Origin of the sequence: Streptomyces sp. NPDC085937, from assembly GCF_044540535.1 — a bacterium.
Classification (GTDB): Bacteria; Actinomycetota; Actinomycetes; order Streptomycetales; family Streptomycetaceae; genus Streptomyces.
In genome coordinates this window covers 621,713-647,356 of the sequence record NZ_JBITSH010000002.1, presented here as the reverse complement: position 1 = coordinate 647,356, position 25,644 = coordinate 621,713, and the positions used below count along the sequence as shown (strand labels likewise).

The window sequence follows — 25,644 nt, the reverse complement described above, 5'->3', positions numbered from 1 at the left end:
CGGGCGAGGGCCGCACCCCACGTCCAGGGATGCGGCCCCACGCCGTACGCAACGACACCGCCGGTGCGGGCGTCACGGGCAGCCCGGCCGGCGTCCGTCGTCCGTCGTCCGACCGCCGTCTGTCCGTCGTCAGAGCTTGACGATCATCTTTCCGGTGTTGTCGCCGCGCAGGACGCCGAGGAAGGCGTCCAGGTTGTTCTCGATGCCCTCGACGACCGTCTCGCGGTACTTCAGCTCGCCCGAGCGGATCCAGGCGCCGACCTCCTGGACGAACTGCGGCTGCAGGTCGTAGTGGTCGCCCACCAGGAAGCCCTCGATGCGGCCGCGGGTCTGGATGAGCCGGGCGAGGTTCTTCGGGCCGGGCGCGGCCTCGGTGTTGTTGTAGACGGAGATCGCGCCGCAGACGGCGATGCGGCCGTCCCGGTTCAGGCTGCCGATGGCCGCCTCCAGGTGGTCCCCGCCCACGTTGTCGAAGTACACGTCGACGCCGTCGGGGGCGGCGGCGCGCAGCTGCTCGCTCACGGGGCCGTTCTTGTAGTTGAACGCGGCGTCGAAGCCGTACTCCTCGGTCAGGAGCTTGACCTTCTCGTCGGACCCGGCCGAGCCGATCACCCGGGAGGCGCCCTTGAGCTTGGCGATCTGGCCGGCCTGGCTGCCGACGGCGCCCGCGGCACCGGAGACGAAGACGGAGTCGCCCTCCTTGAAGGAGGCGGTGCGCAGCAGGCCCGCGTAGGCGGTGAGGCCGGTCATGCCCAGCACGCCCAGGTACGCCGACAGCGGGGCGGCCTCCGGGTCCACCGTGACGGCGGTCTTCGCGTCGACGACGGCGTACTCGCGCCAGCCGTGGAAGTGCAGGACGTGGTCGCCGACGGCGATGCCCTCGGCGTTCGACGCGACGACCTCGCCGACGGCCCCGCCCTGCATGGCCTTGCCGAGCTCGTACGGGGCGACGTAGGACTTGGCGGCGCTCATCCGGCCGCGCATGTACGGGTCGACGGAGAGGTACTCGTTGCGCACCAGCACCTGGCCCTCGCCCGGGGTGCGGACCTCCGCCTCGACGAACGCGAAGTCCTCCGGCTTGGGCCAGCCGACCGGCCGGCTCGCCAGCTGCCATTCGCGTGCGGTGGCGGGGGGCGTGGGGGTGTCGGACATGAAGAGGACCTTTCCTCGAATACTTCAGTACCTGAAACAACCATGCGGCTGAACATTTCAGGCTGTCAAGCAAGTGGGTACCCTGGAGAGCATGGCCACACCCCGCACCACCCCCAGCCGCCCCGACGATCTCACCCTGGAGGTCGTCGAGCTGATCGGCGCGGTCGTGGCGCGCTACCACGAGGAGTACGAGGAGGCCGCCGCCGGCCACGCGCTGACCGGTGCGCAGGCGCGGCTGCTGAGCCTGCTGAGCCTGGAGCCGCTGCCGATGCGGAGGCTGGCGCAGCGGCTGAAGTGCGAGCCGTCGAACGTCACCGGCATCGTGGACCGGCTGGAGGCGCGCGGTCTGGTGGAGCGGCGGCCGGACCCGGCGGACCGACGCGTGAAGCTGGCGGCGGCGACGGCCGAGGGGCGGCGGGTGGTGCGGAGCCTCCAGGAGTCCCTGCGGTTCGCCCGCGCACCGCTCGCGGGCCTGTCGGAGCCTGAGCGGGTGGCCCTACGGGACGCGCTGCGACGCATGCTGGGACCGGAGAGCGAGTAGGTCGCGTCCCTTTGGCCGACTTACGGACGCCACTCCTGGCGGTAGTGGCGGCGTCGGTGCCGAAGCGGTGGATCACCTCGGCGCAGGCGTCCTCCCTGCTGTGGTTGCCGAAGGGACGCACCGGGTGGACGGCCACCCGCCGCGCTTGGAACTGACCGGCGTGCCGCTCGGCGACGGTGCCGTCGCCGAGCCCTTCGACCACCCGTGGAAAGCGCCCTCGTGTCCGACGACAATGTCCTCCACCAACACGTGAGGGGGAAGAGCATGCCCAACGGCATCTCCGTCATTGACCAGGTGGACCCATACGAGTGGTCCAACGAGGACACCGCGGCGTACGAAGCCGCGATCGAGGCGGTCAACGGGGCGGTGGGCGCCTACAGCGCCGTCATCTCCGCCGAGGAGGCCAAGGCCGCCCCCGACCTGAGCGTCATCGAGGACGCCCGCGCCGTACAGACGCAACTGGCCCGCGAACGTGAAGGTCTGCGCTCCTCCGACCGCGAGCAGATCGCGGCAGCCCGGGCCCGCTGCGCACAGCTCGCCCGCGAGGTCCTGGCAGGGATCGGATGACAGCAGGGTCGCGCGTGCAGGAGACGTCCACGGTCGTCTTCCTCGTCGGCCGGCCCGGCGCCGGCAAGAGCCGGGTGGCACGGGCCGGAGATCACTACCAGAGCCAGCGGTCGAGGAACTCGGCCCAGATGAATCCGATGTAGCCGTCGAAGGCAGGTGGATCGATCTTCTTGGGTTCGTCGGCGAGCGTGCCGAGCTCGGCCAGAGCTTCGTCCTCGCGGTCATCCGGATCGCCGAGGATCTCGGACTCGCTGACGCGCCGGCCGTAGGATCCTGTCGAGCCAGCCTGACAGGCAGGCCTTACGCCGAACACCCCGCCTGCCGGCAGGAATCGCGCCCGCAGCATTCAAGGAGACACCCTCTGGCCGAGGCGGTGGGCGGGGGCCCGCCGTGCGCCGGAGTGCGGGTCAGCCGCTCGGTGTGCCGGTCGGCGCGCTGCGGGCCCGGGCGGTGCCGGGTGCCGGCCGGACGTGCGGTGTGGCGGGCCCGTCAGGTCGCCGGTGCGGGGCGCGCCCCGGTCAGGTGCACCACCAGAGGAACTTCTTGCAGGTGTGCGAGGGTTCGGGTTCCGGATCCGGCTGCTCGGTGGTCGGGTCGGGGTCGGGGGCCCCCGTCTCCGGCGGGTCCTCCTCGGTGGGAGGTGTGACCGGCTCGCCCGTGGGCGCGTCCGCGGGCGCCGACGACTCCGTCGCCTCCGCCGACTCCTCGTCCGCCCCTTCCGACTCCTCGTCCTCGGGTGAGGACGCCGATGCCGAGGCGGACCCCGACGCCCCGGGGCTGGGAGACGTCCCGGGCGTCCCCGCCTCCGCGGCGGAACCGCCGCTCTCCGACGCGCTCGGCTCGACCTCATCCGCGCCGCCGTCGACCGACTCCTCACCGGCGACCGCCGGGCGGGCCTCCGACCCGGGCGCGTCCAGCCCCAGTTCGGCCAGGCTCAGTCCGCCGGCCGCGAGGACGAACCCCGCGACGACCATCAGGGTGCGGTTGCGCCGTCTGCGGTGGGCCGCCGCCTTGCGGTCCCGGCGGCTCTGCCCGGTGTGCCGGTCCTCGTCCTCCGGTTCCCGCCCCCGGCGCCGGGCGGCGCGCCGCCCCTGCGGCGGGGCGTCGGCCTCGACGTCCTCACGGTCGTCGCGCGCGCCGTCCGTGCGGTCCTCGGCGCGGGCGTCGTCGCCCGCGTAGGCATCGTTGTCGGCGTAGGCGCCATGGCCCGCGTAGGCGCCGTGGTCGGCGTCCTCGCGGCGGTGCGTGTCGCCGTCGCCGTACCCGCCGTCCCGCACGGGCGCCGGCGCGCCGGGGGTGTCGCCCGCGGGCCCCGCCGGCGCGCCCTGCGCCTGATGGGCGCGCAGCGTCTCGACGGGCGTGCCGCAACCGGGGCAGGCCAAAGCGCCGTTGAGGTGCCGACGGCACGGCTGACAAAAGTCCATGACGCGGGAAGGTTAGGTTCCGGTCCGGTCCGGTTCCTAGGCCTTCCTGTGAAGGTTTGGTGCGGACCCTTACGCAATGGTTTCGTATCTGCCGAAACCGTTATGTGCGCGACCCATTGACACCCCCACCGCCCCGTCCTTAGTGTCTCGCCAGCATTTCGAACGTGTGACGAAATATCGAACGAGTCGATCCACCGCACACGCCGATGACAGTCCATCACCGCAGCGAGGGGCAACCGCCGTGCGCATCACCGGAATCAGCACACACGTGGTCGGGACGCCGTGGCGCAACCTGACGTACGTCCAGGTGCACACCGACGAGGGGATCACCGGGGTCGGCGAAACCAGGATGCTCGGCCACACCGACGCGCTTCTGGGCTACTTGAGGGAGGCCGAGGTCAACCACGTCCTCGGCTCGGACCCGTTCGCCGTCGAGGACCTGGTCCGCCGCATGAAGTACGGCGACTACGGCCGCGCGGGCGAGATCGTGATGTCCGGGATCGCGGTCGTCGAGATGGCCTGCTGGGACATCAAGGGCAAGGCGCTCGGCGTCCCCGTCTGGCAGCTGCTCGGCGGCAAGGTCACCGACAAGGTCAAGGCGTACGCCAACGGCTGGTACACCACCGAGCGCACCCCGGAGGCGTACCACAAGGCGGCGCGGACGGTGATGGAGCGCGGCTACCGGGCGCTGAAGATCGACCCGTTCGGCACGGGCCAGTTCGAACTCGACCACAAGGAGACCCTGTACGCCGTCTCCCTGATCGAGGCGGTGCGGGACGCGATCGGCCCCGAAGCCGAGCTGATGCTGGAGATGCACGGCCGCTTCTCCCCCGCCACCGCCGTCCGTCTCGCGCACGAACTGGCGCCCTTCAAGCCCGCGTGGCTGGAGGAGCCGGTGCCGCCGGAGAACCTCAAGGCGCTGGAGAAGGTCGCCGCGAAGGTCGACATGCCGGTCGCCACCGGCGAACGCATCCACGACCGCATCGAGTTCCGCGAGCTGTTCGAGAGCCAGGCGGCCGACATCCTGCAGCCGGACGTCGGCCACATCGGCGGCATCTGGGAGACCCGCAAGCTCGCGGCGACCGCCGAGACGCACTACATGCTGGTCGCCCCGCACAACGTCGGCGGCCCGGTGCTCACCGCCGCGTCCCTCCAGGTCGGCTTCACCTCCCCGAACTTCAAGATCCTGGAGCACTTCAACGACTTCGCCGACGCGGAGATCAAGAAGGTGGTCAAGGGCGCGCCCGTGGTCGACCCGGAGGACGGCTGCTTCCACCTGTCCGACGCACCCGGTCTCGGGGTGGAGCTGGACGTCGACGCGGCGGCCGAGTTCCCGCAGCAGCAGGCCCGGTTCGACCTGTGGGCCGAGGGCTGGGAGCAGCGCAAGCCCAAGGGGACGAAGTGAGCGCCCCGGACGCCTCCGCCGGGGGTGCCGCCGTCGTCGTCGAGGCGCCCGGCGCGCACCGCCTGGTCCCGCACGAGCCGCGCGAGCCCGGTCCCGGCGAGGCCCTGGTCCGGGTGCACGCGGCCGGCATCTGCGGCAGCGACCGCGAGGTCTACCAGGGCAACCGGCCCGAGGGGTACGTGCGGTACCCGCTGACGCCCGGCCACGAGTGGTCCGGGACGGTGTGGCGGGTGGGCGCGGGCGTGCCCGGGGAACTGGCCGGCCGCAAGGTGGTCGGCGAGGGGTTCCGCAACTGCCAGGTGTGCGACCGCTGTCACGCCGGTGAGACGACCCTGTGCACCGCGGGCTACGAGGAGACCGGCTTCACCCAGCCGGGCGCCATGGCCCCCACGCTGACCCTGCCCGCCCGGCTGCTGCACGTCCTGCCGGACGACGCCGACCTGTCCGCCGCCGCGCTGCTGGAGCCGGCCGCCTGCATCGCCGCCGCCGCGCTGAAGGCGCGTGCCGTGCCCGGTGAGCGGGTGGCGGTGGTCGGCACCGGCACGCTGGGCATGTGCGCCACGCAGTTCCTGCGCGCCGCCTCGCCCGCCGAGTTGCTGGTGGTCGGCACCAGGGACGACCGGGAGGCGCTGGCCCGGCAGTTCGGGGCCACCTCGTTCCGCACCAAGGACCAGCCGCTCCCGGACGGCTTCGACGTGGTGATCGAGACGGCCGGGTCGGCCGACGCGGCCCGTACCGCGGCCGGTCTGCTCCGGCGCGGCGGGCGGCTGGTGCTCACCGGAATCCCTGCGCCGGGCGCCGACGGGCTGGACCCGACGGACCTGGTGGTGCGGCAGCTGGAGGTGCACACCGTCTTCGGCGCGCCGCCGGACGCCTGGGCGCACACGGTGCGGATGTTCGCGGCCGGGCTGCTCGACCCGCTGCCCCTGGTCACCCACGAACTGCCGCTCGCCGAGTTCCCCGCCGCCATCGAGCTGGTGGGGTCCGGTGACCCGAAGGTGGGCAAGGTCCTGCTCCGTCCATGATCCGCGCCGGTACGAGGACGAGCCGACGGCCCTCGTACCGGCGCCCCGCCCGCGCCCCCGCCGGCGCCGGCTCCCTGTCCCGCCTCCCGTCTCCCGTACCGCACCGGCCCCGGCCGGCCCGTCTCCCGGGTCGCGAACCATGTCCGGTATATCGAACACGAAGGACACCCTGTGACCGACGTTTCCGTCACGGCGCCCCGCAGGCCCGGTGAGCAGGCGCTCGCCGCGCTCGGCCTGGGCGCGCCCGCCCTCGACCCCGCCGACGCCTCGCCGCACTCCTTCCCCGGCGGCGGCCGCTGGCGCACCGAGGTCCCCTCCTGCGAGGGACCCGAGGCGCTGGCGGTGGTCCTGAAGGAGTCCTCGCGCCTCGACGTGCCGGTGCACCGGATCAGCCAGGGCAGCGGCGTGTGGATGCTGACCGACGCCGAGATCACCGAGATGGTCGAGGCGACCGCCGAACGGGACATCGAGCTCTGCCTGTTCACCGGCCCGCGCGGCACCTGGGACATCGGCGGCTCGGTCCGCACCGACTCGAACGGCGCCGGACTGCGCGCCCGGGGCCACGACGCGGTGGCCGGCTGCGTGGAGGACGCGGTGCGCGCCACCGAGCTGGGCGTGAAGTGCCTGCTGGTGGCCGACGAGGGCGTGCTGTGGACGCTGCACCGGGCGCGGGCGGCGGGCATCCTCCCGGCGGACACCACGCTGAAGGTGTCGGCGCTCGTCGGGCCGGTCAACCCGGCGTCGTTCGCGGTGCACGAGCAGCTCGGCGCCGACTCGGTCAACGTGCCCAGCGACCTGACGCTCGCCCATCTCACCGAGATCCGGCGGGTGTCGGCGGCCCCGATGGACATGTACATCGAGGCGCCCGACGACCTGGGCGGTTATGTGCGGATGTACGAGGTGGCGGAGCTGATCCGGCGCGGCGCCCCCGTGTACCTGAAGTTCGGGCTGGCCAAGGCGCCCGGCATCTACCCGTACGGCCACCACCTGCGGGAGGTCGCCCTGACGACGGCGAAGGAGCGGGTGCGGCGCGGTCGGCTGGCGCTGGACCTGCTGGCCCGGCACGGCGCCGACGGCGACATGGCGCCGCTCGGTTCGCGGCTGCCGGGTGACCTGCGCAGGTTCGACACCCCGTCATAACGTTCCGGAAACGCGGCTTCACACAAGTGGACACAGCCGCGCACAATCCCACACACCCGTTCTCGGCCCAGGGGGCGAAGGCCCCTCCGCCACCCGCACCGGCACCGCCTCGCACACGGCACCACCGACTCCACCGAGTCGCCCGATCCGCTCAACTCGCCCGACGATCAAGGATGATCATCATGCGCAACCGCAGAGCCGCATTCGCCGCCACGGCCACCGCCGTCTCCCTCGCCCTCGCCCTGACCGCCTGCGGCCAGAACAGCGAGGGCGGCAGCGAGAACAAGAAGGGGAGCTCCGAGGGAGCGACCATCGGCATCGCGATGCCGACCAAGTCCTCCGAGCGGTGGATCGCCGACGGCAACAACGTCGTCAAGAACCTGGAGGACAAGGGCTACAAGACCAAGCTGGTGTTCGGCGAGGACGAGCCGGACCAGCAGGTCTCCCAGATCGAGAACATGATCACGCAGGGCGTGGACGCCCTGATCGTGGCGGCCATCGACAACAAGTCGCTGGGCAACGTGCTCCAGCAGGCCGCCGACGCCGACATCCCGGTCATCTCCTACGACCGCCTGATCCTCGGCACCGAGAACGTCGACTACTACGCCTCCTTCGACAACGAGAAGGTCGGCGAACTCCAGGGCACCTACATCGCCCAGCAGCTCGGCCTGGCGGACGGCAGCAAGAAGGGCCCGTTCAACATCGAGCTGTTCGCGGGCTCCAACGACGACAACAACACCCGCTACTTCTTCCAGGGCGCGATGAACGTCCTGCAGCCGTTCATCGACAAGAAGCAGCTCGTCGTCCGCTCCGGCCAGACGGAGCTGACCCAGATCACCACGCTGCGCTGGGACGGCGCCACCGCCCAGCGGCGCATGGACGACATCCTCACCAAGTCGTACAAGAGCGCCAAGGTCGACGCGGTGCTCTCGCCGTACGACGGCATCTCCATCGGCATCCTGTCGGCGCTGAAGTCGGACGGCTACGGCACCGCGAGCAAGCCGCTGCCGGTCATCACCGGCCAGGACGCCGAGGTCGCCTCGGTGAAGTCGATCATCGCCGGTGACCAGTCGATGACCGTCTACAAGGACCTCCGCCAGCTCGCGAAGGTGGCCTCCGACATGGTGGACGCCCTGCTCAACGACAAGAAGCCCGAGGTCAACGACACCAAGACGTACGACAACGGCTCGAAGGTGGTGCCGGCCTACCTGCTGGAGCCGGTCGCCGTGAACAAGGACAACTACAAGAAGGCCCTCGTCGACTCCGGCTACTACAAGGAAAGCGACCTCAAGTAACCGCCGCCCCCTAAGGATTGGAAGGCACGACCATGGCGGGACCCGTCCTGGAAATGCGCTCGATCGTCAAGACCTTTCCCGGCGTCAAAGCGCTGTCGGACGTCAACCTGACCGTCCGGCAGGGCGAGGTCCACGCCGTCTGCGGGGAGAACGGCGCCGGCAAGTCCACCCTGATGAAGGTGCTCTCGGGCCTGCATCCGCACGGCAGTTACGAGGGGGAGATCCTCTTCGACGGAGAGGTCTGCCGCTTCAAGGACATCCGGGCGAGCGAGCAGCGCGGCATCGTCATCATCCACCAGGAACTGGCGCTGGTGCCGTTCCTCTCCCTCGCGGAGAACATCTTCCTCGGCAACGAACACGCCCCGCGCGGGTTCATCGACTGGAACGAGACGCTCCGGCACGCCACCGAGGTGCTGCGCCGGGTGGGGCTCGACGACCACCCGGAGACCCGGGTCGCCGACATCGGCGTCGGCAAGCAGCAGCTCGTGGAGATCGCCAAGGCGCTGTCGAAGAAGGTGCGGCTGCTCATCCTCGACGAGCCGACGGCGGCGCTGAACGACGAGGACAGCGGCAAGCTCCTGGACCTGATCCTGGAGCTCAAGAAGCAGGGCATCACCTCGATCATCATCTCCCACAAGCTCAACGAGATCCGCCGGGTCGCCGACTCGGTGACCATCCTGCGCGACGGGCGGACCATCGAGACGCTCGACGTGAAGGCCCCGGAGACCACCGAGGACCGGATCATCAGCGGCATGGTGGGACGGGACCTGGAGAACCGCTTCCCGGAACGCACCCCGCACCAGCCGGAGGAGGGCGCGGCGCCCGCCCTGGAGATCCGCGGCTGGACCGTGCACCACCCCATCGACCAGTACCGCAAGGTGGTCGACGACGTGTCGCTGCACGTGCGGCGCGGGGAGATCGTCGGCATCGCCGGGCTGATGGGCGCGGGCCGCACGGAACTGGCCATGAGCGTCTTCGGCCGCAGCTACGGCCGGTACGCCGGCGGCACGGTATTCAAGGACGGCGAGGAGATCCGCACCCGGAGCGTCCCCGAGGCGGTCAAGCACGGGATCGCCTATGTCACCGAGGACCGCAAGCACTTCGGGCTCAACCTCATCGACACCATCAACCGGAACATCTCGCTGAGCGCGCTCGGCAAGGTGTCGCGGGCCGGTGTGGTCGACGAGCACGAGGAGCGGAAGGTCGCCGAGTCCTTCCGCACGTCCATGAACATCAAGGCGCCGACCGTGTTCGAGCCGGTGAACAAGCTGTCGGGCGGCAACCAGCAGAAGGTCGTCCTCAGCAAGTGGATCTTCACGGGCCCCGACGTGCTGATCCTGGACGAGCCCACCCGCGGCATCGACGTGGGCGCCAAGTACGAGATCTACACGGTCATCGACCGGCTGGCCGCCGAGGGCAAGGCGGTCGTCTTCATCTCCTCCGAGCTGCCGGAGCTGCTCGGCATGTGCGACCGCATCTACACCATGGCCGCCGGGCGGCTGACCGGGGAGTTCTCACGGTCCGAGGCCACGCAGGAATCGCTGATGCGCCAGATGACGAAGGACAAAGAGGTAACGCGATGAGCACGGATGTGACCGCCAAGACGCCGGCCCCGGCGCCGTCCGGCAAGGGCGGCGGGGCCCCGGGCGGCGGACTGTGGGGGCTGGTCCTCGAGGGCATGCGCCGCAACATGCGGCAGTACGGCATGCTGATCGCCCTCGGCCTGATCGTGACGCTGTTCGCGGTGTGGACCGACGGCGACCTGCTGCTGCCCCGCAACGTCTCCAACCTGGTGCTGCAGAACAGCCACATCCTGATCCTCGCGATCGGCATGATGCTGGTCATCATCGCGGGCCACATCGACCTGTCGGTGGGATCGCTGACCGCGTTCGTCGGCGCGCTGGCCGCCGTGCTCATGGTCAAGAACGACATGCCCTGGCCGCTGGCCGTGGCGCTGTGCCTGGTCATCGGCGCGGTCTCCGGGGCCGTGCAGGGGTTCCTCATCGCGTACGGCGGCATACCGTCGTTCATCGTCACCCTCGCCGGCATGCTGATCTTCCGCGGTCTGACGGAGATCTACCTGGAAGGCCAGACCCTCGGCCCGTTCCCCGAGGGCGAGCAGAAGATCGGCATGGGCTTCCTGCCGGAGGTCGGCCCGGAGACCAACTACCACAACCTCACGCTCCTGCTCGGTCTCGTGCTGGTCGCGGCCGTGGTCCTCCAGGAGGTCCGGGACCGCAGGCGGCAGCAGTCGTTCTCGCTGGACGTGCTGCCGAGGAACCTGTTCCTGCTGAAGCTGGTCGCGGTCACCGCCGCGATCCTCACCGTCACCCTGCTGCTCGCCAGCTACAAGGGCACCCCGGTCGTGCTGCTGATCCTGGGCGTGCTCGTGGTCGGCTACAGCTACGTGATGCGCAACGCCGTGTTCGGCCGTCACATCTACGCCATCGGCGGCAACCTGCCGGCGGCCAAGCTGTCCGGCGTGAAGGACAAGAAGGTCACCTTCTACGTCTTCCTGAACATGGGCATGCTCGCGGCCCTGGCCGGTCTGGTGGTCGCCGCCCGGCTGAACGCGGCCTCGCCGAAGGCGGGCCTCAACTTCGAACTCGAGGCGATCGCCTCGGCGTTCATCGGCGGGGCCTCCATGAGCGGCGGTGTCGGCACCGTCCTCGGCGCCATCATCGGCGGTCTCGTCCTCGGCGTGCTGAACAACGGCATGAACCTCCTCAGCGTCGGCACCGACTGGCAGCAGGTCATCAAGGGCCTGGCCCTGCTGGCCGCGGTCGGCTTCGACGTGTGGAACAAGCGCAAGGTCGGTTCGTAAGTCAGCCCGGGCCCCGCCGCACGGCGGGGCCCCTTCCCTTCAGGGAGCCGCACTGATGGAACTGAACAGACGCACGGTCATCGCGGGAGCCGCCGCGGCCGGCGTGGCCGCCACCACCGCCCTGGGCGGCGGCACGGCGTACGCCTCGTCCGGGGGACGGACCAAGCCGGTCCGGGAACCGTTCGGCAGGCTCGCGGACGGCACCCGGGTGGACCGCTGGACGCTGGAGAACGGCGGAACCCGGCTGAAGGTCCTCTCCTACGGCGGCATCGTCCAGTCGCTGGAGATCCCCGACCGGCGCGGCCGGCGCGCCAACGTCTCCCTCGGCTTCGCCGCCCTGGAGGACTACGTCGCCTCCAGCCCGTACTTCGGCGCGCTGATCGGCCGCTACGGCAACCGCATCGGCAAGGGCACCTTCACCCTCGACGGCAAGCGGTACCAGCTCTCCGTCAACGACGGCGAGAACAGCCTGCACGGCGGCGCGCAGGGCTTCGACAAGCGGGTCTGGGACGTCGAGCCGTTCACCCGCGGATCCGACGTCGGCCTCCACCTGTACTACACCTCCGTCGACGGCGAGATGGGCTACCCGGGCACCCTGCGCACCAAGGTGACGTACACCCTCACCCGGGACGGCGACTGGCGTATCGACTACGAGGCGGTCACCGACCGGCCCACGGTCGTCAACCTCACCAGCCACGTGTACTGGAACCTGGCCGGTGAGGGCAGCGGCAGCGTCCTGGACCACGAGCTGTCCGTGGCCGCCGCCCGCTACACGCCGATCGACGCGGGGCTGATCCCCACGGGCGAGCTCGCGAAGGTCGCGGGCACCCCGTTCGACTTCCGGCGGGCGAAGCCGGTCGGACGGGACATCCGCACCGCCCACCAGCAGCTGCTGTACGGACAGGGCTTCGACCACAACTGGGTGCTCGACAAGGGCATCACCGCCCGCCCGGAGCACGTGGCGACCCTGCGCGACCCGTCCTCCGGCCGCACCCTGCGCATCGCGACGAACGAGCCGGGCCTGCAGTTCTACTCCGGCAACTTCCTCGACGGCACCCTCACCGGCAGCGGCGGCCGGGTGTACCGGCAGGGCGACGGGCTGTGCCTGGAGACCCAGCACTTCCCGGACTCGCCCAACCGCCCCTCGTTCCCCTCGACCGTGCTGCGGCCGGGCCGGACGTACCGGACGACGACGGTGCACTCCTTCGGGACGTGACCCGCCGTTCGGTGTGAGCACGCTCACGTGGCGTCCTCACGTTTTCCTCACATGTGCTGAACGGCCCCTCGGTCCGTTCCGTATGTCTGGGTGGCCCGTGCTCCCCCGCGCGGGCCACCCAGGCATGACGGGCCCGTCACGTCCCCGGCGGGCCCGCCGCACACGGAGGTTCCCTTGCCCGACAACGTCACCTCGCTGTTCCGCAGCACCGCGGCGCACAGCCCGTCGATGGCGGCGCTGACGAGGGAGAGCGACGGGGCCGGCCCGGTGGACTTCTGCATTCCCTGCAACCCGTACTTCCCGACCCCCGCCATGTTCGAGGAGCTGGCGGCCCGGCTGCGCGACATCATCACGTACTACCCGAGCAGCGCCGACACCATCACCGCCGAGCTGTGCAGCCTGCTCCGACTCCCCCCGCAGTGCGTGGCGATGGGCAACGGCTCGACGGAACTCATCACCTGGATCGACCACCTGCTGGTCCGCGAGTCGCTCGCGGTGCCGGTGCCGACGTTCGGCCGCTGGACCGACCAGCCCATGGAGACCGGCAAGCGGGTCGACATGTTCCCGCTCCAGGAGTCCAGCGGTTTCGCCCTGGACCTCGCGCAGTACGCCGAGTTCATCCGCGCCCGCGGCACCAGGGTCGCCGTCATCTGCAACCCGAACAACCCCGACGGCGGCTTCCTGCACAAGCACGCGGTCGTGCAGTTCATGGACGCCATGGCGGACCTTGACCTGGTGGTGATCGACGAGTCGTTCCTGGAGTTCGCGGACGCGGAGAACGAGCCGAGCGTGGTGCAGGAGGCGATGCTCCGCCCCAACGTCATCGTGCTGCGCAGCCTCGGCAAGAACTTCGGCCTGCACGGCATCCGCTTCGGCTACCTGGTGGCCAACCCCGCGCTGGCCGGGCGGGTGGGCTCCATGCTGCCCAAGTGGAACCTCAACTCCTTCGCCGAGTACGTGGTGTTCATGCTGAAGGAGCACGGCGCCGAGTACGCGCAGAGTCTGCACCAGGTCCGCCGCGACCGGATGGACATGTCCGGCCAGCTCTCCTCGCTGCCCGGCCTGACGGTCTACCCCTCGCAGGGCAACTTCCTCTTCGTGCGCCTGCCCGTCGGTGCCGAGGGCACCGTGGTCCGCGACCGGCTGCTCACCGAGCACCGGATCCTGGTGCGCGAGTGCGGCAACAAGATCGGCTCGTCCAGCCGCTTCCTGCGTCTCGTGGTGCGTCCCCAGGTGGACGTGCGTCGCCTGGTGTCCGGCCTGGAACAGGTGCTCTACGGGACGTCCAGGAGGGGAGCCGCGGTGCCCGAGCAGGCCACAGGGACCGGCTACAGCTCGGGCACGGCGGCGGTGGACCGCCTGGTGAGCGAGACCAACGGGGCCGGGACGCACGGCCTCGCCCAGGCCGCCGGTGCCGGCATGCCGCTCCCCGCCGCCGCGTCCGCCCCGGCGGTGGGCGCGGGCGGCGGGATGCCGGTGCCGGCCGCGGCCGGACTGCCCCAGCCGGAGGCCCGGCCGGTCGTGCGGGAGACACCCCGGCCGCAGCCCGTACCGCAGCCGGCGCCGCAGCCCGTGGCCCAGCCCGTACCGCAGCCGGCGCCGCAGCCCGTGCCGCAGCAGCTTCCGCCGCCGGTGGCGTTCCCGGAGCCGGCCGGGCAGCCCGCGCCCGTCGCCCCTCCCCTGGCGCCCGCCGCGGCCGCCTTTCCCACGCCCGCGCCCATGCCCGCCCCGATGCCGGCGCCCGTCCCGACGCAGGCGCCGGCTCCGGTGCAGGCGCCGCTGCCGTCCACCGGGCCCACGCCGCCCGGGGTGCCCGCCCGGGGCGGTCTGACGGCCGCCCAGGTCCGCGGGACCGACGGGCTGTCCATGGCCCCGGCCACGGGCTGGCCCGGGGCTCAGAGCTGGCCGGAGGCGGCGGGCATGGGGCAGGCGGGCTGAGTCACCGGCCCGCCCGGCGTCCCCCGGCTCGTCACTGCTCGGACGAGGTCGCTGTCGGGGTCGGGGTCGGGCAGGGCGCGTCGGGGTCCTGGGGGGTCGGGCTGGGGTCGGGTGTGGCCGACTCCGGGGAGCAGGGGTCCGGGGTGGTCGGGTCCGGCGACGGTTCGGGGGTCCCGGTGGGGGACTCGCCGGGCGGCTCCGTGGGCTCCTGGCTCGTCGGGGGCTCCGTCGGGGTGTCCGAGGGCGAGGTGCTGGGCCCCGGTGACGGTGACGTGGGCGCCGAGGGGTCCGGAGAGCCGGGAGAGGACCCGGACGGGCGCGGGGACGGTCCCGTACCGCCCGGAGGGCTGGGCTGCGGCCCGATGACGACTCCCCCGCCGCCGTTCCCGCCGTCGGCCGGCTTCGTCGCCGGGGTGTCGCCGCCCGCGCCGGGACTGCGGGGGACGACGCCCTTGCCGTCGGGCACGGCGTGGACCCCGTGGCTGTAGAACGCCAGCCAGTACCTGACCAGGCGCAGGTAGGAACGGGAGTGGTTGTAGCTCAGGACCGCCCGGTCCAGGTCCGCGGGACGGCCCAGGTCCCGGTCGCCGGCGCACAGGTAGTGGCCGGCCGCCAGCGCCGCGTCGAAGATGTTGTTCGGGTCGGCGCGCCCGTCGCCGTTGCCGTCCGTGCCCCAGCGGACCCAGGTGGAGGGCAGGAACTGCATCGGGCCCACGGCCCGGTCGTAGACCGTGTCGCCGTCGTGGGCGCCCCCGTCCGTGTCCGGAATCAGCGCGAAGCCGCGTCCGTCGAGGGGCGGCCCGGTGATCCGGCCGAGGGTCGTGCCGTTCCCGTCGACCGCGCCGCCGCGCGCCTGGCCGGACTCGACCTTGCCGATGGCGGCCAGCAGTTCCCACGGCAGCCGGCAGCCGGGGTCCGTCCTGGCGACCGAGGACTCGGCGGCGCGGTAGGCGCGCAGCACGGTGGCCGGGATGCCCGACTGGGCGCGGACCTCCCGCCCGAGCACGGGCGAGGCGGAGGTGGTGGCCTTCGCGGTGCGCAGCGGCGGCAGTTCGGTGTGGTACGAGCCGTCACCCGGCGGAGCGAGTCCGGCGTACGGGTCGCCCACGGCCGGCGGCGCCCCGCCGTCGCCCGCCGGTTCGGCCCGGGCCTTCGTGGCGTCCCGGACGAGGCCGGGCGCCTGGGAGGCGGTCAGGGCCGTCATGGCCGCGACCGCGAGCACGGTCGTGCGCAGTCCCCTGCGCGCCCGGCCGGAGTACCGGCGTCGGGATCGGCGTACGGACATGGGCGTCACTCCTGTCGGATCCGTCCGAGGTGCGTGCTGACCGCGGGCGTGGGGCGCCGGCGGGTACGGGGTCCCTGTGGATGCGGACCGTTCGGTGGCCCGGGGCCCCAGGGCCGCGGGTGGTTCCGGTGGCGCGGGTGGTTCCGGTGGCGCGGGTGGTTCCGGTGGCGCGGGTGGTTCCGGTGGCGCGGGTGGTTCCGGTGGCGCGGGTGTCTGGCGGGTGCGGGTGGCGGCGGTGCCGTGAGCGTTCCTGGTGCGGGGCCGCGGGCCGGGGCGAGGCACGGTGAGAACAGGGAGGGTTGCCGGTGGCGGTCTAGCCGCGGCCGAAGGTGTCGAGGGCGGAGACGAGCCAGCGTCCGTCGCGGTGCACGACGTCCACGGCGAGCATGGCCGCCGCGTACACGCCCTCGTCCGGCGCCACGTCCTGCCCCGCGCCCGCCGTGGCGCCGGTGGTGGCGACGCTGCTCTGGTCGGCGTAGACGAGGACCCGGGCCCGGTCGCCGTCGATCCGCTCGACCGCGGTCTCGGTGACCGTCGTGGTGATCACGGCCTTCTGCGCGTCGGCCCGCTTGCGGACGTCGGCGAGCAGGTCCCGGTGCTGGGTGACGGCCTTCCCGGTCAGGAGGTCCCTCGCGGCCTTGTCGAACGCGCCGGGGTCGGCGTGGTCGTAGGAGAACAGCCGGTCGACGGCCTCGGCCACCTGCCCCTTGATCTCGCTGGTGCGGGCGAGGTCGGTCAGTGCGGTGTTGCTCCGCGCGGGCTCGGCGCGCAGCGACTCCGCCTCCGCGTGGGCCCAGCCCGCGAAGGCGCCGAGGAGCAGCGTCAGCGCGCAGAGCGCCACCAGACCGAGGGGGCGGCGCGGCCGGGGCCGGACGGTCGCGCTCCCCCCGTCCGTGGCCGGTTCGGGCTCGCGCGGGGAGGGCGGCGCCTTCACGGCGGTGCGGACGGGCCCGCCGCGCGTGCCGGTGCGGTCCTCCGCGGCCTCGGGGCGGGAGGCGGCCGTCGTGGTCGCGGCGGGGCGGGTGACGCGGGCCTGACGGCGCCGCTGGCGGTTGATGTGGTGACGGGTCGTCGACATGGTGGTGTCCTCCTCGCTGCGGCCGGCTGGTGCGGTACGTGACCGGTCAGCCGGCCGGTGTGCCGCCCACGGGTGCCTGGCCGAGGGCGCTCAGCTTCCACCGGCCGTCGGTGCGGGTGAGTTCGCCGAGCATGCGGCTGTCCTTGTCGGTCCGGGTCCCGTCGGCAGACCGCACGGTGACGCGCAGGGCGACCAGCACCCGGGCACGGCCGGCGCGGTCGTCGAGTTCGGTGACGGCCCCGGACAGCACCCGGGCCGTGCTGACCGTCCTCGCCTCCTTCACCTGGTCGGCGAAGTCCGTCCTGCCGGAGCTGAGTTGCTCGTGCAGTTCCCCGGTCGTCGACGCCTCCCAGAGATCGAGTCCCTGGTTCACGTCACGGTGGTCGAGCGTGTTGAGGTTCTGCACGGCCTGCCCCCCCGCGGCGAGCGCCGCGTCCCGCTGCACGGCGTAGACGGCACGGTCGTCGTGGGCCGCCCGGTACCAGTCCTGGCCCGCCCAGGCGGCGAAACCGCCGGCGACGAGGGCGAGGGCGAGCGCGGCGGCGTGCGGTGTCCGGAGGCGGCGCGCGGCGAGGCGGCGGACCGGTCGTTCCATGGGGTGCTCCAGTCTCCCGCGCATGGTCAGCGGGCCTTGATGTCGACGATCCGCCACCGGTCGTCCTCGAGCCGTGCCGTGACCGTGAGCTGGGCCGCCGCGGTGGTGGCCGCGTCCTCACCCCGGCGGGAGGTCTGGTCGAGGAAGACCAGCAGGCGGGCCCGGTCGCCGTCGAGTTCCACCACGCCGGTGCGGACGGCGCGGGTGCTCAGGGTGACGCGTTGCGCGGTGACGTCCTCGCGGACGCGGTCGAAGAGGGTCGCGTACTGGCGGGCGGCCCGCCCGTCGAGGGCGGTGCGCGCGGAACGCTCGGCGGCGGCGGTCCCGTCGGGCGTGTAGGAGAAGACCCGGGCGAGGGCGTTCCCGACGTCCCCGGCGACCCGGGTGGTGGCCTCCGTGTCGGTGAGCGCCCGGTTGCGGGCGGACTCGGCCGACCTCAGCTGGTGGGCCGCGTGGAAGAAGCCGCAGCCGCCGAGGACCAGGGTCGCCGCGGCCCCCGCCGCGAGGGCCCGCCGCAGCCGCGTGCCCCGCGAACGGCCTTCGCGGACCTCGGAGTTCTCCCGGCGGTCGTCGCGGCCGTCACCGGGCTCGACCTCGGCGGAGGCGTCCTCCGGCACGTCGTCGCCGGCCAGGAGGCCCTCGCCGGCGGGGTCCTGTCCCGAGCCGGGCTCACGCGCGCCGGCCCCGCGGGGCAGCCACGTCCGTGTCATCGGTCGCTTCCCTCCCTCTCGCCTTCGACCGGGACGGCGCTCAGCGCCTTCACCTTCCACACGTCCTCGCCCGTGCGGGCCAGGACCGCCTCCAGGCGTTTGCGGTCGACGGCCGGCTTCTTCGTCCCGGCCGGCGTGGTCTCGACGCGGACGGTGGCGATGAGCTTGGCCGTGCCGGAACGGGTGTCGAGGGCGGTGACGGCGGCCTCGGTGACCGTGCCGCGCGCCGACGCCCCCGCGCGGGCCCCGGTGCCGCCGAGCTCCTCGCCCAGCGGGCCGGTGGACACGTCACGCCAGCCCCGGACGCTCCGCTGCGCACGCCGCTGCGTGGAGGCGTCGATCGTGGTGAGCACGGCGAGGGCCCGGCGCCCGTCGGCGAGCGCCTCGTCCCGTTCCCTGCCGTACGCGAGACCGTCGTCGGTGCGGGCCTGGGCGTACGTCCACGCGCCGGTGCCGCAGAGGCCGGCCGCCAGTGCGAGTGCCACTCCGGCGAGGATCCGGGCGCGCCTCATCGGGTCCCTCCGGTGGCCGGAAGGAGGACGCCCGTCAGGTCGCGCGGTGCCTCGCCGCTCTGCCCGGGCAGGGCGAGCGCGCCGGGCGGCGCCGCGTGGCCTCCGCGGGCCGTGTCGCCGCCGCGGGCCGCGCCGCTGCCGGAGGGCAGGGAGCCGGGGCGGGCCGGGGCGGGCACCGCGCCGCCCTTCGGGGCGTTGGCCGCGCCGCGTACGTTCTTGCCCGTCGACGGCGGTGAGGTGCAGGCCGCGCCGGTGTTCAGGGGCGGGGCGGTGCCGAGGTCGAGGCCGTTGCGGTAGCGCGTGGCGCCGTATCCGGCCGTGCAGGGCAGGGGGTCGAAGAAGGTGACGGCCATGCCGAGGTTCAGCTTCCCTCCGTCGACGGCGGTGGAGCCGGCGGAGACGACCGCCGGGTACGTGACGAGCAGTTCCTCGATGCCCCGCTGCCGGGTGACGGCGACCTCGGCGGTGGTGAGGAGGTTGGCGAGCACGACGCCGAGGCTCGGGTCGAGGTCCCGCAGCACGCCGCTGACCTGGGTGGCGGCCTCGGGGGTGACCGCGAGGAGGCGGCGCAGGTCCGCGTCGGACCCCTTGAGGGCACGCGCCAGTTCCTCCGCCCCGGTGGCGAAGCCGCGGATCGCCTCGCCCTCCTGGGCCTGGGTGCGCAGGACGGTCTCGCCGTCGTGGATGAGCAGGGTGGTGGACGGCAGGGCCCGGTCGGCGGCCCGGACGAAGTCGCTGCCGCTGTCGAGCAGCACCTGGAGGTCGTCGCCGTGCCCCTCGAAGGCCTTGCCCAGCTCGTCGACGACCGTGCGCAGATCGTCCTGCGGGACCGACCCGACCAGGTCGTCCACACTGGCGAGGACGTCGGTGACGGGGGCGGGCACCTGGGTGTCGGCCTGCTCGATGCGGGTGCCGTCCGTGAGGTAGGGGGAGCCGTCGCTCTCCGGCCGCAGGTCGACGTACTGCTCGCCGACGGCGGAGAGCCCGGCGACCACGGCCTTGGTGTCGGCGGGGATGCGGGGGGCGGACTTCTTGATCCGCAGTTCGGCGACGACGCCGTCGTCGGTCAGCCCGATCGGGCCGACACGGCCCACCGAGACGCCTCGGTAGGTGACGTCCGCGTGGGTGAACAGGCCGCCCGTGCGCGGCAGTCGCACGTCGACCGTGTAGTAGTCGGCGACGCCGACGTGCCGGCCGAGGTCGGCGTAGCGGATGCCGAGGTAGGAGAGGGCGAGGACGGCGATCAGGAGGAAGGCGAGGTTCTTCAGCCGTACGGCGAGGGTGATCACCTGCTCTCACCCGCCTCCGGGTCCGACGGCGCGGTGCCGGCGCCGGCCGTGGGCGGGGACACGGAAGGCAGGGGCAGCGGTGAGGCACCCCGCGACCGCGTCGACGAGGAGGGGGCGGAGGCCTCGGGGGGAGCGGAGGGCGCCGGGGAGGGCCGGGGGTCGTCGATCGGCGGGATCACCTGGGTCCCGGGTACGGCGACCATGCTCAGGTACGCGTTGAGGTAGTCGCCCTTCACCCCGTTCAGCACCTCGTCGGTGAAGGGGTAGGTCACCAGCACCTGGAGGGAGTCGGGCAGGTCCGCGCCGGCGTCGGCGAGCTCCTTCAGCGTCGGCGCGATGGCCTTGAGGTCGGCGATCATGTCGTCCTTGCTCGCGTCGATGGTGGACACGGCGACGCCGGAGAGCGTGTCGAGGGAGCGCAGCATGGTCAGCAGGGAGCCGCGCTGCCTCTCCAGCGTCTTGAGCCCGGGCGAGAGGCCGGTGAGGACCGTCCCGACGTCGTCCTTGCGGTGGGCGAGGGTGGAGGAGAGCCGGTTGACGGCGTCGAGGGCGTCGGTGATGTCCTCGCGGTGGTCGTCGAGGTCCGTCACCAGGGTGTTCACCCGCCGGAGCATCGAGCGGACCTCGGGTTCCCGGCCGCCGAGCGCCGCGTTGAGTTCCCGGGTGATGGTCTTCAGCTGGTTGACGCCGCCGCCGTTGAGCAGCAGGGACAGCGCGCCGAACACCTCCTCCACCTCGGTGTTGCGGCTGGTGCGGGCCAGCGGGATGACGCTGCCGTCGGAGAGCCGGCCGCCCGCGCTCCGCCCGCGGGGGGCGACGAGCTGGATGTACTTCTCGCCCAGCAGGCTGGACTGCTGGAGGCGCGCGGTCGCGTCGGCGGGCAGCGTGACGTCGCCGTTGATCTCCATGGTGACGCGGGCCGACCAGTCGTCACCGAGTTCGATGCCGGTGACCCGGCCGACCGCGACGTCGTTGACCCGTACCGCGGAGTGCGGGACGAGACTGAGGACGTCGCCGAGTTCCGCGGTGACGGTGTAGGGCCGGTCGCCGAGGTCGGCGCCGCCGGGCAGCGGCAGGTCCTCGATGCCGCCGAAGCCGCGGGGCAGGGCGGCGACCCCGCCGACGGCGAGGGTGAAGCCGAGGCCGAGGGCGATCAGCCCACCCACGGTGAGGCCGGCCACCCGGCCGGTGGTGAAGACGCCGCGTCCGAGTACCGAGGCGGCCCGTTCGCCGGTCCCTGTGCCGCGCCTCATCTCTCCCCCTTCCCCTGGGCCGCGGGCCCGCCGCTCGTGGCGGAGGCGCCGGTGACGGGCAGCGGCAGCAGGGGGCCTCCCATGCTGATCTCGTTGAGGTTCGCGCGCCCGTCGAGTGTGCGGGTGTCGGGGTTGTAGGCGTTCACGACGTTGCCCGCGGCCAGCGGCGCCACGTCCAGCGCCTCGGCCAGCGAGGCCCGTTGCTCGACGAGGGTGCGGGTGATGGGGACGAGCCGGTCGACGTTCTCCTTCAGCTCGCCCCGGTGGTCTTCGATGAAGGTCTTCACCTGGCCGAGGGCCTTGCCGAGTTCCTCGAGCGCGCCGGTGAGGTCGTCCTTGTTGTCGGCGAAGAAGCCGACGACCTCGTCGAGGCGTTCCTGCGCGGTGCGCACGTCGGTGTCCTTGTCCTTCAGCATGGTGGTGAACGTCTGGAGGCTGCGGAGCGTCGAGAAGAGGTCGCCGCTGCTGCCGTCCAGGGTCTTGGCCGCCTTGCCGAACTCCTCGACGCCCTCACCGATGGCCTCGCCGTTGCCTTCCAGGTTGGCGGCGCCGGTCCGCAGCAGTCCGGACAGGGCCCCCTCGGCGTTGGCGCCGTCCGGGCCGAGCGCGTCGGCGAGTTCGGTGATCGAGTCGTAGATCTGGTCGATCTCGACGGGGATCCGGTTGCGCGAGGCGGGCAGGACCGCTCCGTCGGCGAGGGCGGGGCCGCCCGTGTGGGCGGGGGTGAGCTGTATGTAGCGGTCGGCGACGACGCTGGGGGCGACGACGACGGCCCGCGCGTTCTCGGGGACCTCGACCCCTTCGTCGAGGCGCAGGTCCACGCGGACGGTGGTGCCCTGCGGCCGCACCGACTCCACCTCGCCGACCCGCACGCCGAGGATGCGCAGGTCGGATCCGGCGTAGACGCCGATGACGCGGTCGAAGTAGGCGGTGATGCGGACGCCGTCGGGGGTGAGGGCCGAGGCGGCGGTCAGTCCGCCGGCGGCCAGCACCACCAGGGCGAGCAGTCCGCCGAGGACCTTTCTGCGTCGGGTCATCGCTCACCGCTCCCCGCGGCCGCCGCCCGCTGCTCGGGAGGCAGGCATCCGCTCTCGGGTCGGGACGTCTCCGGCAGGTAGTCGCGGGGCACGACGCCGCACAGGTAGCTGTCGAACCAGCGGCCGTTGCCCAGGGTGTTGCCGACCATGCGGTAGTACGGGCCGACCAGGGCGAGCGTCTTGCCGAGTTGGTCGTTGTTCTTCTCCAGGACGCCGGTCACCCGGCCGAGGGCCTTGAGGGTGGGGCCGAGCTGTTTCTCGTTGTCCTCCACCAGGCCGCCGAGTTCGGTGCCGAGGTCGCGGCTGCCCTTGAGCAGGGCGCTGATCGCGGCCCGCCGTTTCCTGAGTTCGCCGAGCAGGGAGCCGCCGTCCTCGATGAGGGTCTCGAAGCTGGACTTCTTGTGCTCCAGCGTCTTGCTGAAGCGGGCGCTGCCCTTGAGGAGCCGGGAGAGTTCCGCGTCGCGCTTGGAGACGGAGCGGGACAGGTCGGACAGGCCGGTGGCGGCATTGCTCACGTGGGGCGGTGAGTCCTTGAAGGTGTCGGAGATGGTCTCGAAGCTCTCCGCGAGCCGGCGGGTGTCGATGGCGTCGACGGTGCCGCTGAGGTCCTGGAAGGCCTGGGTGACGTCGTAGGGGGAGGTCGTGCGGGTCGACGGGATGCGGCTGCCGGGGTCCTGCGGCCGGGAGCCGAGCGGGTCGACCGCCAGGTACTTGTCACCGAGGACGGTCTTGACGGCGATGGCGGCGGTGGTGCGGTCGCCGATCCAGGCGTCCTCGACCGTGAAGGAGACCTTCACCTTGGCGCCGTCCAGCGCGACGCCGGTGACCTTGCCGACCTTGACGCCGGCGATGCGCACCTCGTCGCCCTCGTCGAGGCCCGCCGCCTCGGTGAAGTCGGCGCTGTAGCCGGTGCCGCCGGTGAACGGGAGCCGGTCCGCGCCGTAGGCGAGGCCGCCGAGCAGGGTGAGGGCGAGCAGGCCGGCGATGCCGACGGCGACGGGGTTGCGGTCCTTGACCGGCTTCAGGCGCGGGCGCCTCATCCGCGGCACCTCGATTCGGTGATCGCGATGCCGGTCGGCGGTTCGGAGCCGTCCGAGGTGGTCACTCCGCTCACGCGGGCCTCGCAGAGGTAGAGGTTGAACCACGATCCGTAGGAGGACAGTCGGGCCAGGGCGGTCATCTTGGCGGGGGTCCGGTCGAGGAACTCCTCGATCTGCGGGGTGTGGTCGCCGAGGTTGCCCGAGAGGCGGCCCAGTTCGCGGATGTCCCGCTTCAGGGGGGCGCGCCCGTCGTCGAGGAGGTCGGCGGTCGCGGTGGTCAGGTCGCCCATGGCCGCGACGGCCCGGCCGAGGGGTTCGCGGTCCTCGTCGAAGCCGGAGACGAGGTCCCGCAGGGTGACGACGAGGTCGTCGAAGCTGTCCTCGCGGTCGTTGAGGGTGTCCAGCACGGTGGTGAGGTTCTCCACGACCGCGCCGATCACCTTGTCCTTGGCGGCGACGGTGGTGCTGAGCGAGCCGATGCGGCGGATCAGGCTGTCGACGGTGGCGCCCTCGCCCTGGAGGACCTGCACGATCGATCCGGCGAGCTCGTTGACGTCCTTCGGGGAGAGCCCTTCGAACAGCGGCTTGAAGCCGTTGAAGAGGAGGGTCAGGTCGAGTGCGGGCGTCGTGCGGTCCAGCGGAACGGTGGCGCCCTCCTCCAGGGTGCCGCCGAGGTCGCCGCTGCCGCGTCCGAGGGACACGTAGCGCTGGCCCACCATGTTGAGGTACTTCACCGCGGCGGTGGTGGAGCGGGGCAGCCGGCGGTCCTCGCGGACGGTGAACGTGACCTGGGCGAGGCGGCGTTGGACGACGCGTACGTCGGTCACCTCGCCGACCGTCACACCGGAGACGCGCACGCTGTCCCCGTCCCGCAGGCCGGTGACGTCGGTGAAGAGGGCCTTGTAGGTGAGGCCGCCGCCGCCCGCGCCGGAGCCGGCGACGCCGAGTCCGAGCAGGGTGGTGGCGAGGGCGGTGACCACGACGAAGGCGAGGGACTTGAGCAGCGGTCCGGTCAACGGCCGGCGCCGGGTGTGCGCGGTGTCGGCGCCGGTCATCCGAGGGTCACCTCCGTACCGCGGTAGACGGAGCCGACGAGGAGGCTGCTCCAGTCGGGAAGGTCGCCGGGGGCCGCGCCGGCGGCGGGGGCGAGCAGTTCGTTGACGAGGTCGTTCTCCGCCGGGGAGTTGGCGGGCCCGAGGTCCACGGCGGCCGCGGCGGAGGCGGCCCGCGCGGTGGGCCGGGGCAGCGGGCCGACGTAGGGCACGGAAGGGCATCGCGGCCCGCCGGCGGAGTCGTACACCGGGGTGTCGCGGCCGGGGCGGTAGGCGCCGCGCGCGGCGACGGAGGTGACGTCGACGTGGACGCCGGGCCGGTCGGTGCCCTTGCCGAGCGCCCGGTCCATGGCCGGGACGAACTCGGCGAGGGTGCGCAGGGTGCACGGGAAGGAGGAGGAGTACTCGGCGAGCAGCTCCAGGGTCGGCCGGCCGGCGGCGCTGAGGCGGATGAGGTTGTCCCGGTTCTTCCGCAGGAAGGCGGTCATGTCCTCGGCCGTCCGGGTCGTGGTGCCGAGGGTGGAGGCGAGTTGGGCCTCCTGCTCGGCGAGGGTGCCGCTGGTGGTGGTGAAGTCGGTGAGCGCCGTGACGATGTCGGGTGCGGCGTCCGCGTAGACATGGCTGACCTTCACGAGTTCCCTGAGGTCGCGGTTGAGGGCGGGCAGGTGCGGGTTGAACTCGGCCAGGTGCTCGTCCAGCAGGTTCAGCGTCTCGCCGAGCCTGCCCCCGCGGCCTTCCAGGGCCTGCGAGACGGCCGACAGGGTCGCGGAGAGCTTCTGCGGCTGGACGGCGGTGAGCATGGGCAGGACGTTGTCGAGCACCTGCTGGAGTTCGACGGCGTTCGCGGAGCGGTCCTGGGGGATGACGGCTCCGGCGGCCAGCGGTTCGGGCGAGGGGTTCTCGGGCGGTACGAGGGCCACGAACCGTTCGCCGAACAGGGTGGTGGGCAGCATCTGGGCGCGGACGTCGGCGGGGACGGCGTCCAGTGTGCCGGGCTTCATGGCGAGGGTGAGGCGGGCGCCGTCGCCGGTGGCGTCGATGGCGCGGACCTCGCCGACGACGACGCCGCGCAGCTTCACCTCGGCGCCGGGGTGCATCTGGTTGCCGACGCTGCCGGTCTCGACCACCACCGGGTCGGACGCGGTGAACCTCTTGTCGTAGACGGCGACGGCCAGCCAGATCAGCAGGGCCGGCACCAGCACGAACACCACGCCGGCCAGCCGGTGGCGCAGGGTCCGTCCGCGGGATCCCCGGGGTCCGTTCATC

General features: G+C 72.6%; 24 protein-coding genes. 10 read left to right on the top strand and 14 right to left on the bottom strand.

The genetic code is table 11. The features are described from left to right. Positions 1-129: 129 nt before the first annotated feature. Positions 130-1,152 carry an NADP-dependent oxidoreductase gene (locus ACIF8S_RS06360; protein ID WP_399997643.1) on the bottom strand — a complete coding sequence of 341 codons (1,023 nt, stop codon included), beginning with the start codon at positions 1,150-1,152 and terminating at the stop codon, positions 130-132. 91 nt (positions 1,153-1,243) lie between these two features. Here ACIF8S_RS06360 and ACIF8S_RS06355 point away from each other — a divergent pair, with 91 nt between their 5' ends. Continuing rightward, positions 1,244-1,693: a MarR family winged helix-turn-helix transcriptional regulator gene (locus tag ACIF8S_RS06355; RefSeq protein ID WP_399997642.1), complete on the top strand. Its 450-nt coding sequence runs from the start codon at positions 1,244-1,246 to the stop codon at positions 1,691-1,693. A 264-nt stretch (positions 1,694-1,957) separates the two neighbouring features. After that, positions 1,958-2,260: a hypothetical protein gene (locus tag ACIF8S_RS06350; protein WP_399997641.1), complete on the top strand. Its 303-nt coding sequence runs from the start codon at positions 1,958-1,960 to the stop codon at positions 2,258-2,260. A 94-nt stretch (positions 2,261-2,354) separates the two neighbouring features. Here the strand turns inward: ACIF8S_RS06350 and ACIF8S_RS06345 are convergent, their stop codons facing one another. Continuing rightward, a complete protein-coding gene (locus ACIF8S_RS06345; protein ID WP_399997640.1) occupies positions 2,355-2,606 on the bottom strand; it encodes a hypothetical protein in 252 nt (83 codons plus the stop codon). A gap of 172 nt (positions 2,607-2,778) precedes the next feature. Next, complete coding sequence (locus ACIF8S_RS06340; protein ID WP_399997639.1) at positions 2,779-3,684, bottom strand: hypothetical protein; 906 nt, start codon at positions 3,682-3,684, stop codon at positions 2,779-2,781. A gap of 241 nt (positions 3,685-3,925) precedes the next feature. On the opposite strand from ACIF8S_RS06340, the gene ACIF8S_RS06335 reads away from it, so the two are divergent. The 8 genes from ACIF8S_RS06335 (at position 3,926) to ACIF8S_RS06300 (ending at position 14,527) form a co-directional block, all read left to right on the top strand. Continuing rightward, complete coding sequence (locus ACIF8S_RS06335; protein WP_399997637.1) at positions 3,926-5,089, top strand: mandelate racemase/muconate lactonizing enzyme family protein; 1,164 nt, start codon at positions 3,926-3,928, stop codon at positions 5,087-5,089. After that, a complete protein-coding gene (locus ACIF8S_RS06330) occupies positions 5,086-6,114 on the top strand; it encodes a zinc-binding dehydrogenase (protein ID WP_399997635.1) in 1,029 nt (342 codons plus the stop codon). Before ACIF8S_RS06335 ends, ACIF8S_RS06330 begins: the two co-directional genes overlap by 4 nt. Before the next feature lie 171 nt (positions 6,115-6,285). Then, positions 6,286-7,254, top strand: coding sequence for a hypothetical protein (locus ACIF8S_RS06325; RefSeq protein ID WP_349793153.1), 969 nt, complete (start codon positions 6,286-6,288; stop codon positions 7,252-7,254). 182 nt (positions 7,255-7,436) lie between these two features. Continuing rightward, positions 7,437-8,549, top strand: coding sequence for a multiple monosaccharide ABC transporter substrate-binding protein (chvE, locus tag ACIF8S_RS06320; RefSeq protein ID WP_399997633.1), 1,113 nt, complete (start codon positions 7,437-7,439; stop codon positions 8,547-8,549). A gap of 32 nt (positions 8,550-8,581) precedes the next feature. Further along, entirely contained in the window at positions 8,582-10,132 is a 1,551-nt protein-coding gene (gene mmsA / locus ACIF8S_RS06315; RefSeq protein WP_399997632.1) for a multiple monosaccharide ABC transporter ATP-binding protein, read from the top strand. Continuing rightward, positions 10,129-11,373 (top strand): multiple monosaccharide ABC transporter permease, encoded by a 1,245-nt coding sequence (mmsB, locus tag ACIF8S_RS06310; RefSeq protein ID WP_024882848.1) that lies wholly within the window; start codon positions 10,129-10,131, stop codon positions 11,371-11,373. Before mmsA ends, mmsB begins: the two co-directional genes overlap by 4 nt. Before the next feature lie 55 nt (positions 11,374-11,428). Beyond that, on the top strand, positions 11,429-12,589 hold the full coding sequence (locus tag ACIF8S_RS06305) for an aldose epimerase family protein (RefSeq protein ID WP_399997630.1): 1,161 nt from the start codon (positions 11,429-11,431) through the stop codon (positions 12,587-12,589). 174 nt (positions 12,590-12,763) lie between these two features. Further along, positions 12,764-14,527: a pyridoxal phosphate-dependent aminotransferase gene (locus tag ACIF8S_RS06300; protein WP_399997629.1), complete on the top strand. Its 1,764-nt coding sequence runs from the start codon at positions 12,764-12,766 to the stop codon at positions 14,525-14,527. Positions 14,528-14,558: 31 nt separating this feature from the next. On the opposite strand, the gene ACIF8S_RS06295 is transcribed toward ACIF8S_RS06300, so the two are convergent. The 11 genes from ACIF8S_RS06295 to ACIF8S_RS06245 all read right to left on the bottom strand — a co-directional run bounded on the left by ACIF8S_RS06295 (position 14,559) and on the right by ACIF8S_RS06245 (position 25,643). After that, positions 14,559-15,812, bottom strand: coding sequence for a lytic murein transglycosylase (locus ACIF8S_RS06295; protein WP_399997627.1), 1,254 nt, complete (start codon positions 15,810-15,812; stop codon positions 14,559-14,561). A 313-nt stretch (positions 15,813-16,125) separates the two neighbouring features. Next, on the bottom strand, positions 16,126-16,890 hold the full coding sequence (locus ACIF8S_RS06290; RefSeq protein ID WP_399997625.1) for a hypothetical protein: 765 nt from the start codon (positions 16,888-16,890) through the stop codon (positions 16,126-16,128). Between the two features lie 46 nt (positions 16,891-16,936). Then, positions 16,937-17,485 carry a nuclear transport factor 2 family protein gene (locus tag ACIF8S_RS06285; protein WP_399997623.1) on the bottom strand — a complete coding sequence of 183 codons (549 nt, stop codon included), beginning with the start codon at positions 17,483-17,485 and terminating at the stop codon, positions 16,937-16,939. Between the two features lie 26 nt (positions 17,486-17,511). Beyond that, a complete protein-coding gene (locus ACIF8S_RS06280; RefSeq protein ID WP_399997622.1) occupies positions 17,512-18,195 on the bottom strand; it encodes a hypothetical protein in 684 nt (227 codons plus the stop codon). Continuing rightward, the gene (locus ACIF8S_RS06275) at positions 18,192-18,707 is read right to left on the bottom strand and encodes a hypothetical protein (protein ID WP_399997620.1); all 516 of its coding nucleotides are present in this window, start codon (positions 18,705-18,707) and stop codon (positions 18,192-18,194) included. Before ACIF8S_RS06275 ends, ACIF8S_RS06280 begins: the two co-directional genes overlap by 4 nt. Then, a complete protein-coding gene (locus ACIF8S_RS06270) occupies positions 18,704-19,996 on the bottom strand; it encodes an MCE family protein (RefSeq protein ID WP_399997619.1) in 1,293 nt (430 codons plus the stop codon). The genes ACIF8S_RS06275 and ACIF8S_RS06270 overlap by 4 nt, the downstream gene beginning before the upstream one ends. Continuing rightward, entirely contained in the window at positions 19,993-21,249 is a 1,257-nt protein-coding gene (locus ACIF8S_RS06265; RefSeq protein ID WP_399997618.1) for an MCE family protein, read from the bottom strand. Before ACIF8S_RS06265 ends, ACIF8S_RS06270 begins: the two co-directional genes overlap by 4 nt. Further along, the gene (locus tag ACIF8S_RS06260) at positions 21,246-22,286 is read right to left on the bottom strand and encodes an MCE family protein (RefSeq protein ID WP_399997616.1); all 1,041 of its coding nucleotides are present in this window, start codon (positions 22,284-22,286) and stop codon (positions 21,246-21,248) included. Before ACIF8S_RS06260 ends, ACIF8S_RS06265 begins: the two co-directional genes overlap by 4 nt. Further along, complete coding sequence (locus tag ACIF8S_RS06255; protein ID WP_399997614.1) at positions 22,283-23,326, bottom strand: MCE family protein; 1,044 nt, start codon at positions 23,324-23,326, stop codon at positions 22,283-22,285. Before ACIF8S_RS06255 ends, ACIF8S_RS06260 begins: the two co-directional genes overlap by 4 nt. Beyond that, entirely contained in the window at positions 23,323-24,381 is a 1,059-nt protein-coding gene (locus ACIF8S_RS06250) for an MCE family protein (RefSeq protein WP_399997613.1), read from the bottom strand. Before ACIF8S_RS06250 ends, ACIF8S_RS06255 begins: the two co-directional genes overlap by 4 nt. After that, on the bottom strand, positions 24,378-25,643 hold the full coding sequence (locus ACIF8S_RS06245; protein WP_399997612.1) for an MCE family protein: 1,266 nt from the start codon (positions 25,641-25,643) through the stop codon (positions 24,378-24,380). Before ACIF8S_RS06245 ends, ACIF8S_RS06250 begins: the two co-directional genes overlap by 4 nt. Position 25,644 lies beyond the last annotated feature (1 nt).